Genomic DNA, 17,494 nt, shown 5'->3' with positions numbered 1-17,494 from the left:
CTGAAACCCATGTGCCAAATAAGCTTGGCACGAGAACGATTGTTGTTAAGCCCCCTCACTCACGCCTTACAAGGGTAAGTTTTTAACAATTCATTGATCACCACCCTTCCGTCCCGCCTCCAGGCGGGAGACGCAGTGGGCTTTAATCCCCCTGCACCCCCTAAAGGGCAATTGGTGGGCGACAGACATCAAACGATGAACCAAGCATGATTTGGTTGGTGCAAGATTGTGCTTAACAGCCTATTCTAGCCATCGTTTTAACCAAAACACAAGTTTTGCCTTAGCGAAGCGTCATTAACGAACGGGCTATCTAGGAAGGAAATCATGGCAGAAATACTGTATTTAGGGCATGCCAGCGTGCGGATTCGCGGTCGTGAAGGCATTGTAGTGCTTGATCCCTGCGATCAATCGGTGGGCTTTGATATTGGCAAGCCAACTGCCCAAATTGTTACCATCAGCCATCACAAGGCTGATCACAATAATGTCGAAGTGGTCAAGCCATTGCGCGATACGCTATTTGTGGCCGATGGGCCAGGCGAATACGAAGTGAGCAATATCTTAATTCGTGGCATTCGTACAGCGCATACCGATGGCGAGGGCAAAAAACATGGCCATAACACAATTTATGTGATGTATATTGATGATGTGGCTTTTTGCCATTTGGGCGATTTGGGCCATGGCCTGACTGCCAGCCAACTCGATGAAATTGGCTCAGTCGATGTGTTGTTTGTGCCAGTTGGCAATGGCAACCATGTGATCAAGCCTGATGGCATGGTCGAGATTATCAGCGAAATTGCCCCCAAAGTGGTTGTGCCATTGTATAACGACAATCAACAACAACGGCTCGAAGCGCTCGATTTGGAGCCATTGAGCGTGTTTGTGCATCAGATGGGACTCAAGGAATACGAAACCCTTGATAAAGTCGTGTTTACACCCTCGACTTTGCCGCGCGAAGACGAAGAAACCAAGATTGTGATTCTCAAGCCAAGTGCAGTTGCGGTATAGCTAAGTTTGGATTAATCGTTTGCCGAAGCCCTGTTTCAAGTACTGAAGCAGGGTTTTTGGTATAGTGAAGTACTAGAATAGCCTAACACTAAATCACCCTTGACGACGAACAAACTAGCTTGTTATAGTGCTGCCTGAGAAATTTGAGTGGTGCATTCCTCGCTTGCATTCCCCAACCACCACTACCAGTTATTTTTAGGAGCACTATGCCAGCCCCAATTATTGCGGTGCACTATGATCAACTTGGATCGATTGCCAGTCGCTTGAATACCAAACGCGATGCTATGCAACAACTACTTTAAACACTTCAGCACAGCATGCAACCGCTGATCGCTGGCGAATGGCAAGGCCAAGCTGCCCAACGCTGTTTTCAGGAGTTCGAGAGCGTAATTGTGCCAACCTATCAGCGCTTGATTAATGTATTTGACACTAGTGCCCAAGTAACCCTTGAGATTGCCAAATTAATGCAAGCGGCTGAAGCCGAAGCTGCGGCTCTCTTTTCTATAAATGCCAGCTCATCTAAAAATCGACTAATGGTAGACCCATTAGAACTCCCAGATTTACCGCATACAGAACCTTTAGATGGCAGTAAAACTTTAAAGCCTGAACTCATCACAATGCCATCGCCACCGCCACCGCCGACTCAACCTAATACGGGCGACGGAAGTGGGACACATGGGGCAATGGGGCAACCAACTGAGCAGGATAAAGCCAATCATTCTAAAATGAGTAGGGCTGCAACTCTTGCACGATTCTCCGGAGTTTTTTCAGAAACCGGCTATCATATGCAACATTTCCTGAATAATTCTGGAGAGCCACTCACTGTTTCCGTCGATGATATGCTTGATGATATGCCTGTATTTAAAAGTAAGGTTGAATTTAGGTATGAAAATGAAATTATTCCCCAAATTAATCAAAAACTTCGATCTGATTATCATGGCGAACCATTAGAATTTCATGTAACAATTCCTTGGAAATCCAATTTTTATCCTGATCGAAGTGAGAATAAAAATTGGTATTACGCAGTAGGAGGATTTAGTTATGCCCAAACTGCTTATGTTCGAGTAACTCCAGCTCTAGATGGAACTCCAAATGTCGAAGTTATTTCTCAAGTACATATGTTTGATCGATATAACTGGGATCAAGGTAAAGCGGTTACCATTCCATCTTCAGGAATTGAATGGATTGATAATAGTACAATTGCAAATGATCATATTACAGATGAAGAAATGGGAAGGCTTCATGGGACAGGGATCGCGCAAGAATACGATCTAACAGGGACATCGAGTGGTCAGAAGCATTTTTATACCTATGATTCATTTATTGGTCTAAAATAAATTTCTAATTGACTTACGATAGGATACATCGATGAAATATATTTTTTTCATACTAAGCATATTACTATTATCTAGTTGCGAGGAGAATAATCACGTGAATAACCAAACCAATCACGATGCTACGGTTGAGGCTGCTTTGCGTGATCTCAGTAGTCCCTTGAACCGGGCAGAGATTGAACGCTTCATGAACTTTGCACTTCCTGCTGAAGCGACCAATGTGCATACCCACGGCGAATCAGCCTTGGATACCATGGTGATTGCGCGGTTCGATTTGCCTGCTGCTGCGCTCGATGCTTGGCTAACGACTCTACCGATTAGCGAATCACTCCAAACAACCCCTGACTCCTTTGCTTCGCTGCCAGCCCCTTACCGTGAGGCCAAAGCTTGGTGGCAACTTGATAGTTTAAATCTTCAACCTGAACAATATCGCTATGTCTATCAATTTGTTAATGGTAAAAGCTATCAAATATTGGTGGTGCAATTATCGTCCGATGCCGAATTGCTAACAATTTACCTGCAAGTCTTTAATACCTAAATAAGTACACGTTATTAAGATCCAATTTGGTACTGATAATGACATAGAGCAGTTGCGATAGAACCAAGTTTAGCTTAATCATTAACCCAAGCCCTGTTTCAAGTACTGAAACAGGGCTTTTGGTATAGTGAGGCGCTAGAATAGCCTAGCACTAAATCGCCCTTGACGACCAACAGGCCAGCTTTTTCTAGTGCTAGCTGAAACCGTTGATGATACAATTATCGCCCGATGCTGGACTACTAACGATTTATAAATAGTTTCATAAATTTGATTAATTTGATAGTCTCTCACCCTCTCGCCTTCTCGCACACGTGCGTGGTAGGCAACAATTCACCAATAACGAACTAAGGGACTAGCATAGCCAATATAGCCAAGATCGTATGGCGTAACACCGTCATTAAATAGGCCTTCATCACTCATCATTTTATTTATGGTATGCTTCAAACAATGATTCGTTAAGCTTACCTCGTGATGGCGATTGCATGATATTTTTGGGATTATTCCTGGTTATAGGATTGAGTGGCTGGTGGATTGCCCGCAAAACAACCCTCGATTGGCGGGTAGTTGGGCTGCGCTTGACGAGCTTAGCCTGTATTTTGCTGGCACTGGCCTTACCGCGCAACCAAGCTAATCAACAAGCTAGCCCTTTGATTTTGCTGGTTGATCAATCGGCCAACTTGCCTAGCGAGTTGCGTGATGCCGCTTGGAATGAGGCTGTGCGCTTCTATCAACAACAAATCGAGCAACGTCCAGTGCGCTTATTGGCCTTTGGGGCCGATGTGCGGGTGAGCCAAACCGACCAACGTCCAGCGATTGACCCCAATGGCAGCGATTTGGCGGGAGCATTGCAATTTGCTAGTGGTTTGTTGCCGCAAGGTGGCGATATTATTCTGCTCAGCGATGGTGCTAGCACTACCACCAATGGGCAAAATCAGGTTAGTACATTTGCGCAGCGCTCAATTCGTTTGCATGGCGTGCCCATCAGCTACCCCGAAACCGATATTCGGGTGGAATCGCTGCTTGTGCCGCCAGCTTTGCGCGAAGGCGAGCGATTTAGTGCCGATGTGGTGCTCTATTCGAGTGTTGATGGTCAAGTGCGCCTCGAATTGAGTAGCGACGGCGTGGGCTTGGCCGGTCAAACAATTAATGTTGAACAAGGCCGCAATCTGGTTTCATTTCAATCGACCGCTGGTGCTCGCGGCTTCCATCGTTTTCAGGCAACATTGCTAGCCACCAACGATCAACAACCTGCCAACAATCAACTTGATGCCTGGACGGTGGTTGGGCCACCGCCGCGAGTATTGATCATCGAACGCTCACCAGATAGCTCAGCCAACTTGCGCGATGCCTTAGAAGCTGCTAATTTGGTGACCGAAGCCTTACGCCCTGCCGCCTTGCCGACCAGCCTCAGCCAACTCAGGGTCTACGATTCAATCGTGCTCCAAGATATTTCTGCCAACGATTTAAGCCTTGATCAGCAATTGGCCTTGCGTGAATTTGTGCGCAGCCTTGGCCATGGTGTGGTTGTATTAGGTGGAACCAATAGCTATAACTTGGGCAGTTATGCTGGCACGCCGCTCGAAGAATTGTTGCCAGTTTCAATGGAGCCGCCGCCCCGCCGTGAGCGCCCAACCGTCACTCTGCTGCTGATTCTGGATCGCTCGGCAAGTATGTTGGGCGAGTCGGGCAAAGATAAATTTAGCCTTGCCAAAGCTGCCGCGATTGCCGCAACCGATTCTTTGGGAGCCGATGATACGATTGGCGTGCTGGCATTCGATGATACCAACGATTGGACAGTGACCTTTACCAAGGTTGGTCAAGGTGTGCAACTAAGCGAAATTCAAAATAATATCGCTGGCTTGAGTGCTGGCGGTGGAACTGATATTTATGCCGCTTTGGAAGTTGGGATGGGCGGTCTGGCTCAACAAACTGGCAAAGTGCGTCATGCCGTGCTGTTGACAGATGGACGTTCTGGCGGCGAAAGCTCCTATGAATCGCTGATCGCTCCGTTACGTGCCCAAGGCATTACGCTTTCGACAATTGCGATCGGCGGCGATGCTGATACCGTGCTGCTCGAATCGTTGGCCAAATTGGGTGCGGGACGCTATCATTTTGCCTCTAGACCCGATGATTTGCCGCGATTGACCTTGCAAGAAGCCGAAATTGCCCGCGAAAATCCATTAACTGAGGGCCAATTTCAGGCTAATCTTGCTACGCCGCACCCCGCGATTCGTGGCCTGAACCTCGGCGAAATCCCGCCGTTTGGTGGTTATGTCGCGGTTACGCCCAAACCTGAAGCTGAGCAATTATTGACCACTACCGAAGGCGATATTTTGCTGGCAACTTGGCAATATGGGCTTGGTCGCGCCACTGCTTTTACCTCGGATAGCGGCGAACGTTGGACTGCCACATGGCGACCTTGGCCAAATTGGGGCAATACCCTGGCGCAAATTATCGCCGCAACTTACCCCAACCCCGCCCGGGGCGACCTCCGAGTCAGCAGCGAATTGCAACAGAATCAAGCAATTATCACTCTCGATGCGCAAGCTGAAACGGGCGAACTCTACGATTTGGCTGATGTAGGCTTGCGGGTGCTGGCTCCCAATGGCAGCGAACAAATCTTGCGTGCACCCCAAATTGCGCCAGGTCGTTATCAAGCGCTGGCTGATGCCTCCCAAACTGGCGCGTACCATATTTTGGCAGCGTTGGAGCAAGGCCCAAATCGGCTCGAAACCCAAGCTGGCGTGATTCATCCCTACAATCGTGAATGGGCGGTTTCGGCTAACCCCGCACTGTTAGAGCAATTGGTCGGGCTTGGGCAAGGCCAAATCGGCAGCTTGGAGCAAATTGCCCCCAGCCTGCAAGTTGCCAACCAAACCAGCAATACCCAATGGTGGCCATGGCTGATTGCGCTTGCCTTAGGCTTATGGGTGGTTGAAATTGCCATCCGCCGTGGAGTTATTCGCTGATGAGGCTAAAGCGGGCGAATCTCATCATCTTGGATTTGGGTTAGTACGCCGTTGATATAGGTTGGATCAAGCCCAAAACGATGGCCACACAGAATACCTAGCCCTTTGCTACCACGCCGATACTCGCAGCCCAAGCATTGTTCAAATTTGGCAGGAGCATCATATAACGTGCATTGATCGCTGCGATTGCTGCCAAAGCTAATCAATTTTGGCGGGGTTGATTGTTCAACAGGTTGATCATTAAATAAGGCACGGGCAACTTTTTTGCGCATACTGGCCTCCTTAGTGTGGGGATGTGGCATATTTTAGCATGGTTAGGGTTGGGCGTGAGTTTGCAACCACATCTGTTGGCCATCGCTGCGAATATGTACCGAGCCATCGAGTTTTTCGTGGAGCAAGCGCCGTTCTTGACTACCCCGCGCAAAATAGCTGCGCGGATCTTGTTGTTCCGCTTGGCCTTGGCTATAAATCAGGGCTTGTGCACCACAGCGGCTGGCCAGCAAACGATCATCGCCGCGCGACCATGGCCAAATCAAAACCTGGCATTGATTTGCTGCTACCGCCAATTGTCTGGCAACTTGATCGCTTGGGTTGAGGCCAATCAGGCTGTGCCATGCCCCAAACTGGAGCTGAATAATCGCTTGAGATTGGGCGTTGGGCGCAGCAAGAATCGTCAACTGCACCTGATCTAACGTCATTTTTTGGCCTGATTCGATTAATACTACCCTACTTTGTTGTTGGGTTAAGGCTTGGGCTAGCTCAGCAGCAACAGGATTTGGCTCGAAAGCCGGGGCTAGCACCAAATTAATCTGATAACTACGGGCTAACGCCAAGGCTCCACTTAATTGTTGTGGCTCGTTACTGGTCAAGACTAATAGATCAATCTGGCGTTGCCAAAATGGCAAGCGTTGGCCCATAATCGCCATAATCGCCACTGGATCAGTGCTAGCATCGATGATAATCTGCTTGGCGTTGGGCGTTTGCACCAAAACACTATTGCCAGCAATCGACGGTACGAACAGGTGAATATTGCCATCAGGGCGATGTTGCCAAGCTTGCCAAGCGATTACTAGGCAGCTTAGCACGATGATTCGCCCAAGCCAGCGCTGCCAATTGCTCAATTGCTGCCAACGTTGCCAAAACTGTTGCATAAAATCACTCCTTGGAACGTTAATCACTTAGAGCCACAGATTGGCGAAAATTGGCATGACCGCGCGAATGTTGGGCATTTGCTACGCTGCTGCCGTTAGTGCACTTGGAGGCAACGATGACCACCGCTTGGTTGACTCAATGGCTGGCCAAACAACGTTTAAATCCCCAATATCAACAAGGGGCAACCTTGCACCAAGCCTTGCAATTGGTGCTCTACGATTGGATTCCCGCCGTATTCGAGGGTTTGGAGCAACAAGCCAAGGCCAATTGTTGGCCTGATCAAGATTTTAGCCAACGCATAACTGCCAGCGCCAAGCAACTGGCACTGTGGCATGGCAATCCACAACGTTATTGCGACTTGCAGCAACAGCAAACCAACTTACCTTTGCAACTTCCCAGCAGCTGGCAAGCCGACCAACCAACCCTGAGCGCCAAACAAATCGATGCTTTGCGCTCGTTTTGTAGCAGCGTGAGCAGCGATCCGCGCTCGGCCAGCTGGACAATTTGCGTTGCCGATGAGGCTGAATTGTATGCTTGCGAGTTGCATGCCCATGCCCTGTTTGGCGATATTGCCGCGCTGTGGCAGCCAATTATCCAAGGTTTGGCCAAACTAAATGAACTTGAAGCAGCGATTAGTTTGATTTTGCTTCAGCGCGATTTGGCCGATTATGCTGGGATTATTGCGAGTTTCAAGCGTGCTCAACAGGCGCATCCCAAGGCCGCTGAGCAGCTTGTGCCTTGGCTCGACGATCAGCTAAAACCAGCCTTGATCGATGATTTGCGGGCGATGCTTGAGGCAGTTTTGCTGGCTTATCGGCTGCACAACCCTGATGATCAAACCTTGCTTGAGGCCCTTCAGCAAGCAATTATGGCGTTAACGCCAATCGAAGTTGCCCCCGACGATGGTAAAGGCGAGGAAGCGCCTGCTCCAACTCCGCAACGTGGCGTGCCGTTGCCAGCGGTTAATTTGCCAATGCCGAATATTTTGCGCTTTGCTACGCCCAAAAACCTACTTTTGAACCAGCTAAAAACCCATTGGCAAGCCTTGTTGGCAGGGGTTTTGGTCGATGAGCAGCTTGGGGCACGCCATCGGATGGTACTGCAATGGTGGCTGGCGTGGACTGAACATCAATTATTTAACGTGACTCAAGCCCAAGCGTTGCTCGCCGAAATTCCCAGCACAACTGCGCCATTGGGTTTATTGACCGAGGCTCTGCGGGGCGAATTGGCTTTTTTAGCAGGCCAACCTGAATTAGCCCAACACTGTTTTGCCACAACCCTTGCAGCCAGCCAGCAATTAATCAGCGAGCCAACTTTTGCTAGCCAAACTAGCCAAAATCAGGCTTTTGGTGGCTTATTAGCCCAATGGCAGGGCAATAGTTTGGTGATGTTGGGCGATTACACGGCGGCTGAACAATGCTATGTCAAGCTTGCCAATTTGCTGGCCGCTGATGATCGTGAGGGCCAATGTTTGGCAGCGATCAATCGGGGCAATATCGCCTTTGTCCGCAATAATTTGCTTGATCATCGCGGCTATGTGACCTACGACAAAACCGAGCAAGTGCTATTGCGCGGCGATAAACCACCCGAACATTTTCTAGGGCTGAAATATACCAAGCATCGTCAAGCGCTTGTTCAAGCGCAACAAGCTTATGCCGAGGCATTAAACTTGGCTGAGCAAGAGCCGAATTTGGCTCAATATCGCAGCTTGATCATCGCCAACCAAGCCAATATTGTTTGGCTCCAAGCTAATTTGCTGCTTGAGTCTAGTTGGTTTTCCAGCGATTTGGCGGCAAGCTTGCAGGATTTAGGGGAGCCAGCCCAGCTTTATCAACAAGCCTTGAGCTTATTGCAACAAGCCTTGACATTGCTCAACCAAACCACGGCGGATCGGGTGCTGCAAGCGGTGTTGTTTGCCAATATCAGCGAAGTTCAATTGTTGCTGAAGCAGCCAGCCGAAGCCTTGAATTCCGCCCAAAACTGCTTGAAAGCGCTCAATCTGAGCGATCTCAAGCCCCAAGCAGCCCTGAAACAAGCCCAAATGCGCGGCGTGTTGATTCCCGATGCTGGCTGGCGAGTTTGGTTGACCATGGCACGAGCCTACGAAGCGCTCAACGATCTGGCTAAAGCCCAACAAGCCTACGCCAATGCCTGCGACTTGGTGCAAGTGTTGCGCAATAATGTGCAGCAAAGCGATTGGCAAATGGCCGCGCTGCAAGATAAATTTCAGGTGTTCGAATGCGCGATGCATTTTCATTTCAAGCATTCCAGCGACCGCACTAGCTTATTGCAATTGAGTGAAAATTTGCGTGCCCATGGCTTTGAACAATTGCTTGAGGCCAGCCAAATTGATCGTGAGCGCGAACTCAGCCCTGAGTTAAAGCAGCAACGGCTAGCTCTGGCCGCCGCCTTGGCCGCGCGAAGCATGGCAATTCGTTTAGCCATGCAACAGCCCGCTGGCGACGATTTAGTTAAATTATTGAACGATCAGCGAGCTGCATTTGCCGATTGGCAAGCGCTCCAAAGCAGCATTGCCCAAGCCTTGGAAAGCCAAAATCAAGAACTCCAGCCGCAACTAATAACCTGGCCAAACTTACAAAAAGCCTTGGCCGAACGACCCAACACGGTGATTTTGAGCTTTACGATTGGCAGCGAATGGAGCTATTTGCTATATACCGATGGTCAGCAGTTGCAAGCATTTGAGCTAGCCTGCCGCGCCAAAATTGAATATGCCGTGGCCCGTTTGATTTGGTATGCCCAGCGTGGGGCGGCGCGTTGGCAAGAATTTGTGCGAGCTAATCGCCATGTTGTTGAGTGTTTGTTAGGGCCGCTCTGGGCGGCGGGGCTAAAAGAGCAGCTACGTGGCAAACAATTAATCATCATTCCAGATGGGATTTTGTATTATTTACCGTTTGATTTGCTGTTTTTCGATGACCCAGTTGATGCCAACCAGCAGCCACTTGATCCTGCGACCTATCGCCAAAAAGCGCCTGACCAGGCTACGCCTGAGCAAATTTGCCGTGATCTCGTGCCATTTTATTGGCTGAATCACGCCACAATTTCCACTGCCCAATCGATTAGCCTTTGGCTGCAACTTCAGCAACAAGCAGCAACCCAAGCAGCAAATCTGGCGCTGGGCGTTTACAACATCAACTATCAAACCAATGTGCCAAGCGTCTACCCAGGCCATATCTACGCCCAAGAATTGATGATTAGCTACAACGATTTGAGCCAAACCAGTGTGCTCAGTAAGGTATTGGGCGATTTGGCTGCACATGGAACCACCCTGCAATTAACCGCTTGGCAAGCCGATCACACGCCCTATCAAGCTGAATTTCAATCCAACGAAGCCAATTTCAAGCGAATTTTGGCTGAGCAGGCCATGCGTTACATCATTTTTGCGGGCCATGGCGTGTTCAACGATAAATATCCGCAATTTTCGGGCTTGGTGTTTAATTTGGCAGCGCCTGATGGCAGCAGCGATCAGAGCGGGCAAGATGGATTTTTGGGCATTCATGACCTTTTTGAATTACGCATGCCCAATACCGAATTGATTTTTTTGGCAGCATGCCAAGGTGGTTTGGGTCTAATCTCACGTGGCGAGGGCATCAATGGCCTGACCCGCGCCTTGATGTTTCGCGGTAGTCCGACAATTATTGCTAGCTTATGGTCGGTTGATGTGTTGGCAACCATGGATTTAGTTGAGGCTTATTTCGAGTTGCTGAGCCAACAACCAACCGCTGATAAAGCCGAAATCTTGACCAAAGCTAAGCAAAAAATGCTGGCCCAGCCCAATAAACCACATTTAGTCCATCCATTTTATTGGGCCGCTTTTATTCCAATTGGAAAGCGTTAGAAGGAGCAATCTATGCCAAAGCGTTTGTTGGTCGTGGCGGTTGGAGTGAGTGTCTATGCCAATCCAGCGATTCCACCGTTGCCAACTTGCCGTGATGATGCCCAAGTTTTTTTGAATGCGCTACGACCCTTGAGTACCCAGCCCTTGCTTGAGCGAGTTTTGTTTGATGATCAAGCGACCAAAGCCAATATTCAGGTGACGCTGGAATGGTTGGCAGGCGAGGTCGCCGCTGATGATTTGGCGATTGTCTATTATTCAGGCCATGGAGCCAGCTTCGACGACGATAATGGTGACGAGAGCGATGGCAAAGAGGAGTTTTTATGTCCATATGAATGTGGTATGGAGCAAGGCGTAGGCAGTTTTGTGCGCGATGATGAACTGCGAGTTTGGCTAACTCCAATCCGTGAAAAAGCCCCATTGTTGGTGGTACTCGACGCTTGCCATAGTGGCACAGGTGCAATGGCTCCAGCGGGCTTGATCGCCAAAGAATTACCAGCAGGCTTGGTTAAGCAAATTATTGGCAATGCCACGATTCCGGCTGGCGCTGGTGGCGATCCAATTCCGGCCAATCAAGTGCTTTTGGCTGGCTGCCAAGATAGCGAACAATCCTACATTTTGCCTGGCGAGCCAAACTCGTTGTTCACGGCCAAGTTGGTTGAGCAAATCGCCGCTGGCCAAACTGCTGATATTCAAAGCCTATTTGAGGCAACCTACAATGCCGTGCTCGATGCTAGCGATGTGGCGGGCATTCAGCAAACCCCGAAGATTAGTAATGGGCTGAGTGCGCCGCTTGCGCTACGATCAGCCTAACCCGAATATCCCCTCTACGGGGTACTTAAAACAGGACAAACAACAAGGCAAATAATTGACAAAGGGGGGATAATAAAGCGAATCTAGATAGCTAAGGAATCCCCTCTATGGTTATGCGCTTGCAGGCTTGGCTCCAACGCTTGCCACAACAACATGGGGTTGAACGTCGCCAAGCTATGTTGCTCCAACATATAGTACTTATGCTCATCCTCATTTCAGTGATTGGCGTAATTACCGCACCGCTCACTAGTGGCTCTGCGAACCAACTACTTTTATCAATCGTGGGCTATAGTGTGCTAGGGTCGAGTTCATTGTTAGTATTATGGCGAATCCGCTTTAATGCCCTGCAACAAGCAATTTTGATTTTACTTAGCAACTTTCTCATCCAATTATCGATTTCATTTTGGGCAATTGGGGTATATACTCAAGCGATTGGCTTTATCTTAGTTTCATTCTCGATGCCCATTGTGTTGGCTGGGTTACTACGCAATCGACGAGTTGTGCTAACCATGACCAGCCTATCGCTAGCGATTTTTCTGTTGATTGGCTTAGCAGAATCGCGGGGCTTAGCTGGTAAATTATTACTGCCGATTAATCTCCAATCAATCATTGGTACATTTAGCTTGCTCACAATTCTTCAGGCAGTGATTGTTGATCGCTTTGGCAGTAATCTACGTCAGACCTTGCATGAAGCCTTAGATCGCGAAGTACGGCTGAATCAATTGCGTGATTCACTGGAAACCACGGTCAACGAGCGAACAGCCAGTCTAAGCCAAACGCTGGCTGAGCTTGAACAACGCGAGCTTGATTTACAACATACTTTAGCCACATTACAACAGAGCAAACAGATTTTTACCCAACTAAGTGCGCCCGTCTTACCTATTTTGCCAAGGATTTTGGTTATTCCTTTGGTTGGCGAGGTTTCAGGTGAACGGGCTGAGGCGTTTGCCGAGAATATTTTCAATGCGCTTGAAACCAACAAGGCCCATACAATTATTCTTGATGTCTCTGGCGTGACAACCATCGATACGTTTATTGGCAAGGCCTTGCTACATATTGCCGGAACTGTGCGGTTTCTTGAAGTTCGCACTATTTTGGTTGGTTTACGGCCCGAAGTTGCCGAAACCCTGATCGCGCTCCACATTAATTTTCCAGCGATTGAAACCTTTGCCAATCTTGAACAAGCAGTTTTATCGCTGATCAATCAACGACGAGAATTGAACTAGCACCAAAGAGGAACAGGCTATGCTGAGCCGCTGGCGCGTATGGTTTGATCAATTACCACAGACAAGTCTGATTGAACGTCGTCAAGCACGGGCATTTCAAGCAATTGTGCTCGGGTTAGTTGGAATTGCAATTGTTGGAGTGCTCAGTTCGGCGCTTATTTTCGTAACGTTTCCTTCTACATCCGATACGTTCAAACAGCTACTTATGGCGATGGGAACTTATTCAACCATGGGCATTGGTGCAGCGATTGCGCTCCAGCAGCTACGCCGCAATCACTTGCAACGAGCAGCAATGATTGTAAGTGCCAGCATTCAATTGATGTTGCTGATAGGCTATGCGGTCGTTGGGATTTTACGTGAAAATAGTACCTATGGTTTTATCTTTTTCGCGATTCCTTTAATTATTAGTGCATTGCTAAATAACCGTAATGTCTTGATTTTGAATGTATGTATCTCAATTTTAATCGTAACATCAATTGGGATACTTGAATCGACTGAAATTTTACAGCCAATCGACATGATCGAAAATTTTTGGGTTATCTTCGTAACGATGACAATTGCCATTGTCAGCCAAGCTTTATTAGTTGAGCGATTTGGTAGCAGCTTGCATATGGAGATTTATAATTTAATCCAGCGTGAAGATGAATCACAACATTTGCAGCATTTATTAGAGCAAAAATTTGACGAACGCAACCAAAGTCTACAAAATGCTCTAAATGAGCTAGCACAACGCGAAAAAGTTCTGCAACAAGCCCTCAGTGAATTACAAACGAGTCAAACAATTGTCGCTCAATTAAATATCCCAGTCATTCCAGTTTTGCCACGCGTGTTGATCGCGCCCTTGATTGGCGAAATGACCGCCGAACATGCACAAGGTCTGAAGCATGATATTTTTACAGCAATCGAACGTTCGAGTGCGCATACGATCATTTTAGATATTACAGGTGTGTCATTGATCGATCGAGTCGTGGCTGAAACAATTATTCAAATTGCCAAGGCCGCTCAATTGCTTGGCACCAAAACCATTTTGGTTGGCTTGCGCCCTGAAGTTGCCACCGCCTTAGTTTCGCTTGATATGCAGGCAAATTTGGTGAAAAATTATCTGACGCTCGAAAAAGCCATCCAATCATTGCTCCAAACCCATATACGGCGAGCAGCTTAATCAATGTCGTCCGCTTCGGTTTCATCAGCTTCGCCATTTGATTGCAGCTCTTGCCAAAGTTGATCAAGCACAGGTTTGATTGTGTCAAAGCCAAAACCACGCCGTTGCAGCAAGCCCGCCATTTTGCGGCTAAAAGCCATTTTGGTTGGCTCGTTGGCGTAGCGCCGCAAAGCAGTACGCGCCACGCTGAAAGCTCGTTCTTGTTCCTCATCTTGGTCGGTTAGTTCATGCAACACTTCGCTAATCAATTCGCGTTTGACCCCTTTTTGGCTCAGCTCTGCCTGAATCGCTCTGGCTCCCTTGGGACGATGTTGTTGGCGATTCTCGACCCAAAACCGCGCAAAGGCTTCGTCGTTAACCAAGCCAAGTTGAGCCAGTTTTTCAAGCGCAAAATCGATATGTTCATCGGGAAATTCACGTTGGCGCAGGCGGGTACGAATTTCTTGGCTAGAGCGTGGCCGCGCTGCCAGAAAAACCAAAGCCGCATTGTAGGCCTTATCGATCTCTTCAGCCTTGGCGATAGCTTGCCAATCGGCTTCACTTAGCACCTTGCCTTTGTATAAACCTTGCTGTTCCAGCGTGCGCAAGCTAATACCCAAGGCAAACACCGAATCAATGTACAAATTGACCCGTTCGTGATCGCGCTGTTGAATTTCGAGCATGGTAATGGTTCCAGTTGGCATGGCAATTCCTCAAACAAAAAGGCGCAGCACACCAATGCTACGCCCTCTGTAATCAATTGATAACGCTGACTATTCGTCGTCGAAAATCCCATCGCCATCATCGGCAGGCGCAGCACCGTTGGCAGCCGCCGCCCCAACAATGACTTTGGCGGTAGGAGCGCCTGGTGAAGCTGCCCGAATCATCTTTTCGATTTCATCGGCTAAAGCTGGATTATCCTTAAGGAATTGTTTGGCATTTTCGCGGCCTTGGCCCAAGCGATCATCGCCAAGGTAGAACCAAGCCCCGCTCTTGCGCAGAATTTCCATGGTCACACCAACGTCAACAATATTGCCTTCGCGCGAGATGCCTTCGTTATACATAATATCGAATTCAGCTTGACGGAAAGGTGGTGCAACTTTATTTTTAACAACTTTGACCCGTGCGCGAGCGCCAGTCACATCTTGACCTTGCTTGATACTTTCAACTTTGCGAATATCTAAGCGCACCGAGGCATAGAATTTGAGCGCATTGCCGCCGGTGGTAGTTTCAGGATTACCAAACATCACGCCGATTTTCATGCGCAATTGGTTGATGAAAATCAAAGCTGTGCGTGATTTGGAGACAGCACCTGAGAGCTTGCGCAAGGCTTGCGACATCAAACGGGCTTGCAAACCAACGTGTGAATCGCCCATGTCGCCTTCAATTTCGGCGCGTGGTACGAGCGCAGCTACCGAGTCAACCACAATCACATCGATTGCACCTGAGCGCACCAAAGTTTCACAAATTTCGAGCGCTTGCTCGCCAGTGTCAGGTTGTGAGACCAACAAGTCTTCAACGTTGACACCACAATTGGCGGCATAGACGGGATCAAAAGCATGTTCAGCATCGATAAAAGCAGCAACGCCACCCATTTTTTGAGTTTCGGCCACAATATGTTGGGTAAGGGTGGTTTTCCCTGAGCTTTCTGGACCATAAATTTCAATCACCCGACCCCGTGGAATCCCGCCGACCCCAAGCGCCAAATCGAGCGCAATTGAGCCAGTTGGAATTGCTTCGATCGATAAGCGTTGATCGCTCATACGCATAATTGCGCCTTTACCAAATTGGCGATCAATCTGACTGAGGGCGGCGGCCAAAGCCTTTTCTTTTTCGGGTGAAATTGCCATTACTCGGACTCCTTGTAGATACTCTTGCTTACGAAAAAGTGCGGCAGACTTGCACGTCGCCACTGCAAGCCAGTATAGCACACTTGTTCGTCAAGTACAAGGCTTTTTTTCCTAGTTTGGCTAGTACTTTTGCTTTAACCAAACATAATCCTTTGACTTTTAATCCTATAGCGGTATAATCCATCACCTATAGAGATTAACTTAATTTTGTTAATTACTACTCCATATCGTCCCCCCTAAATCACTCCTATGGGGCGATGGCATAGTGGTATACTTGCTTGGTCTGTTTGAAACTAAAACAAGGCGCACCCTATGTACGATTTACACTGTCATATTCTGCCTGGTATTGATGATGGCCCTGCCGATTGGAGTGGTTCGTTAGCAATTGCCCGCGCCTTAGTCGCCGAGGGTGTGACGTGTGTGGCCGCTACTCCACACGGGCCTGGCTCTTCGCAATCGCGAATCTATCTACCATCACGCTTACGTGATTTGGTGGTGCAACTGCGCGAATATTTGCAACGTGCCAAATTAGGCTTGCAAGTCGTTTTAGGCACTGAAATGGTAGTTGCTAGCGATTTGACCGAGCGGTTGCGTCAAGGCGATCTGTTGGGCTATGGCACGAGTCGCGCCGTTTTGTTAGAAACGCCCGCGCATATTGTGATTGAACATTTGCAACGTTCGATTTTTGATTTACAACTGGCTGGTCATCGCGTTATTCTGGCCCACCCCGAACGCACCCGCGTCTTCCAAGATAATCCTAATCTATTGATTCCATTAATTGAGCGTGGCGTAGTTGTGCAAATAACCGCCGCCAGTTTGGTTGGCTGGCACGGCCAGCGCTTGCAAGATATCACAACCCAAATGGTCTACCATAATTTGGCCCAAATTATTGCTAGCGATGCCCATGCGCCCACTGGTGCACGTGCGCCCGCAATGCGCGAGGCCTTTCAGGTGGCAACTCAATTGGTTGGCGAGCATCGAGCACGGCGGATGGTCGAAGAATTACCACACTTGCTGCTTTCTGATGCCCAAATTCCACTGGCTGAACCTTATTTCATCCAGCCCCAAAAGCAACGTTGGTGGCGACGACGTTAGCCTTAATTCAACCACGAAAACACCAAGCGCTGTTTCGTATAAAGCTGCCTACGGGTAGCTTTTTCGTTTTAGTCTATTGGAACAAATAGTGCTAGTTTGTAGTATTAGTAGTGTGTACGATGGTATGCGGAATATGGTACTATCAGCTTGATGACTAATGAGCTATAGAATATTAATCAAATTCTTATATTTATAGCCTAAATCAGCCAATGATTTATTAAGCTTGATATGATAGGATACAGCTAGGTATCCAGTTGTATGAAGGGTGTGTGATGGTTATCTTTGCAGTGTTATTAATGCTCTTTGGTGGTGTGTTATTGGTTTCACGCCAATTTCGTGAGCAATGGTTTTATAACGATGCCCGCCGTGGCACAGATATGGTGTTTACGCAGCGCCTTCACCAAACCTTCCGCTCAGTCGGTGGCGCATTTATGGTTGTTGGCCTGATCATCGTGGTGATCAATACTATTTAAAAGTCACTGCGCACAGAATTCCTCACCATCGGTTCTGTGCGCAGC

14 protein-coding genes are annotated in these 17,494 nt (G+C 48.3%); 10 read left to right on the top strand and 4 right to left on the bottom strand.

From position 1 onward, the window contains the following. Positions 1-324: 324 nt before the first annotated feature. From DEF47_RS23465 to DEF47_RS23450, 4 genes are all read left to right on the top strand, one after another. Entirely contained in the window at positions 325-1,005 is a 681-nt protein-coding gene (locus DEF47_RS23465) for an MBL fold metallo-hydrolase (RefSeq protein WP_012191707.1), read from the top strand. 317 nt (positions 1,006-1,322) lie between these two features. Continuing rightward, a complete protein-coding gene (locus DEF47_RS23460; RefSeq protein ID WP_012191708.1) occupies positions 1,323-2,342 on the top strand; it encodes a WXG100 family type VII secretion target in 1,020 nt (339 codons plus the stop codon). A gap of 94 nt (positions 2,343-2,436) precedes the next feature. Then, complete coding sequence (locus DEF47_RS23455; RefSeq protein ID WP_041304823.1) at positions 2,437-2,877, top strand: hypothetical protein; 441 nt, start codon at positions 2,437-2,439, stop codon at positions 2,875-2,877. Positions 2,878-3,392: 515 nt separating this feature from the next. Further along, complete coding sequence (locus DEF47_RS23450) at positions 3,393-5,846, top strand: VWA domain-containing protein (protein WP_287045364.1); 2,454 nt, start codon at positions 3,393-3,395, stop codon at positions 5,844-5,846. A 5-nt stretch (positions 5,847-5,851) separates the two neighbouring features. Here the strand turns inward: DEF47_RS23450 and DEF47_RS23445 are convergent, their stop codons facing one another. Beyond that, positions 5,852-6,118, bottom strand: a complete 267-nt coding sequence (locus DEF47_RS23445; protein WP_012191711.1) for a hypothetical protein — start codon at positions 6,116-6,118, stop codon at positions 5,852-5,854. Positions 6,119-6,160: 42 nt separating this feature from the next. Continuing rightward, positions 6,161-6,997, bottom strand: a complete 837-nt coding sequence (locus DEF47_RS23440; RefSeq protein ID WP_012191712.1) for a ComEC/Rec2 family competence protein — start codon at positions 6,995-6,997, stop codon at positions 6,161-6,163. A 116-nt stretch (positions 6,998-7,113) separates the two neighbouring features. Here DEF47_RS23440 and DEF47_RS23435 point away from each other — a divergent pair, with 116 nt between their 5' ends. The 4 genes from DEF47_RS23435 to DEF47_RS23420 all read left to right on the top strand — a co-directional run bounded on the left by DEF47_RS23435 (position 7,114) and on the right by DEF47_RS23420 (position 14,052). Further along, positions 7,114-10,854, top strand: a complete 3,741-nt coding sequence (locus DEF47_RS23435) for a CHAT domain-containing protein (RefSeq protein ID WP_012191713.1) — start codon at positions 7,114-7,116, stop codon at positions 10,852-10,854. A 12-nt stretch (positions 10,855-10,866) separates the two neighbouring features. Further along, a complete protein-coding gene (locus DEF47_RS23430; protein WP_012191714.1) occupies positions 10,867-11,664 on the top strand; it encodes a caspase family protein in 798 nt (265 codons plus the stop codon). Positions 11,665-11,771: 107 nt separating this feature from the next. Beyond that, a complete protein-coding gene (locus DEF47_RS23425) occupies positions 11,772-12,890 on the top strand; it encodes an STAS domain-containing protein (protein WP_012191715.1) in 1,119 nt (372 codons plus the stop codon). Between the two features lie 19 nt (positions 12,891-12,909). Beyond that, a complete protein-coding gene (locus DEF47_RS23420) occupies positions 12,910-14,052 on the top strand; it encodes an STAS domain-containing protein (protein ID WP_012191716.1) in 1,143 nt (380 codons plus the stop codon). Here the strand turns inward: DEF47_RS23420 and DEF47_RS23415 are convergent. Beyond that, positions 14,049-14,735, bottom strand: coding sequence for a RecX family transcriptional regulator (locus DEF47_RS23415; RefSeq protein ID WP_012191717.1), 687 nt, complete (start codon positions 14,733-14,735; stop codon positions 14,049-14,051). The genes DEF47_RS23420 and DEF47_RS23415 overlap by 4 nt on opposite strands. Before the next feature lie 69 nt (positions 14,736-14,804). Continuing rightward, positions 14,805-15,881 (bottom strand): recombinase RecA, encoded by a 1,077-nt coding sequence (gene recA / locus DEF47_RS23410; protein ID WP_012191718.1) that lies wholly within the window; start codon positions 15,879-15,881, stop codon positions 14,805-14,807. Between the two features lie 312 nt (positions 15,882-16,193). Between recA and DEF47_RS23405 the strand changes: the two genes are divergently transcribed. Together DEF47_RS23405 and DEF47_RS23400 are read left to right on the top strand one after the other, a co-directional pair. Then, positions 16,194-16,976: a tyrosine-protein phosphatase gene (locus DEF47_RS23405; RefSeq protein WP_012191719.1), complete on the top strand. Its 783-nt coding sequence runs from the start codon at positions 16,194-16,196 to the stop codon at positions 16,974-16,976. 272 nt (positions 16,977-17,248) lie between these two features. Then, positions 17,249-17,449 (top strand): hypothetical protein, encoded by a 201-nt coding sequence (locus DEF47_RS23400; RefSeq protein WP_041304825.1) that lies wholly within the window; start codon positions 17,249-17,251, stop codon positions 17,447-17,449. The last annotated feature ends 45 nt before the right edge of the window (positions 17,450-17,494 follow it).

The organism is Herpetosiphon sp. (assembly GCF_003512625.1).
Classification (GTDB): domain Bacteria; phylum Chloroflexota; class Chloroflexia; order Chloroflexales; family Herpetosiphonaceae; genus Herpetosiphon; species Herpetosiphon aurantiacus.
This window is presented reverse-complemented; position numbering and strand designations above follow the sequence as displayed.

Bases quoted from the DNA above. Each gene is read 5' to 3' on its own strand.
- DEF47_RS23465 (WP_012191707.1), top strand. From the start codon at position 325: ATGGCAGAAATACTGTATTTAGGGCATGCCAGCGTGCGGATTCGCGGT.
- DEF47_RS23460 (WP_012191708.1), top strand. From the start codon at position 1,323: ATGCAACCGCTGATCGCTGGCGAATGGCAAGGCCAAGCTGCCCAACGC.
- DEF47_RS23445 (WP_012191711.1), bottom strand. From the start codon at position 6,118: ATGCGCAAAAAAGTTGCCCGTGCCTTATTTAATGATCAACCTGTTGAA.
- DEF47_RS23440 (WP_012191712.1), bottom strand. From the start codon at position 6,997: ATGCAACAGTTTTGGCAACGTTGGCAGCAATTGAGCAATTGGCAGCGC.
- DEF47_RS23435 (WP_012191713.1), top strand. From the start codon at position 7,114: ATGACCACCGCTTGGTTGACTCAATGGCTGGCCAAACAACGTTTAAAT.
- DEF47_RS23430 (WP_012191714.1), top strand. From the start codon at position 10,867: ATGCCAAAGCGTTTGTTGGTCGTGGCGGTTGGAGTGAGTGTCTATGCC.
- DEF47_RS23425 (WP_012191715.1), top strand. From the start codon at position 11,772: ATGGTTATGCGCTTGCAGGCTTGGCTCCAACGCTTGCCACAACAACAT.
- DEF47_RS23420 (WP_012191716.1), top strand. From the start codon at position 12,910: ATGCTGAGCCGCTGGCGCGTATGGTTTGATCAATTACCACAGACAAGT.
- DEF47_RS23415 (WP_012191717.1), bottom strand. From the start codon at position 14,735: ATGCCAACTGGAACCATTACCATGCTCGAAATTCAACAGCGCGATCAC.
- recA (WP_012191718.1), bottom strand. From the start codon at position 15,881: ATGGCAATTTCACCCGAAAAAGAAAAGGCTTTGGCCGCCGCCCTCAGT.
- DEF47_RS23405 (WP_012191719.1), top strand. From the start codon at position 16,194: ATGTACGATTTACACTGTCATATTCTGCCTGGTATTGATGATGGCCCT.
- DEF47_RS23400 (WP_041304825.1), top strand. From the start codon at position 17,249: ATGGTTATCTTTGCAGTGTTATTAATGCTCTTTGGTGGTGTGTTATTG.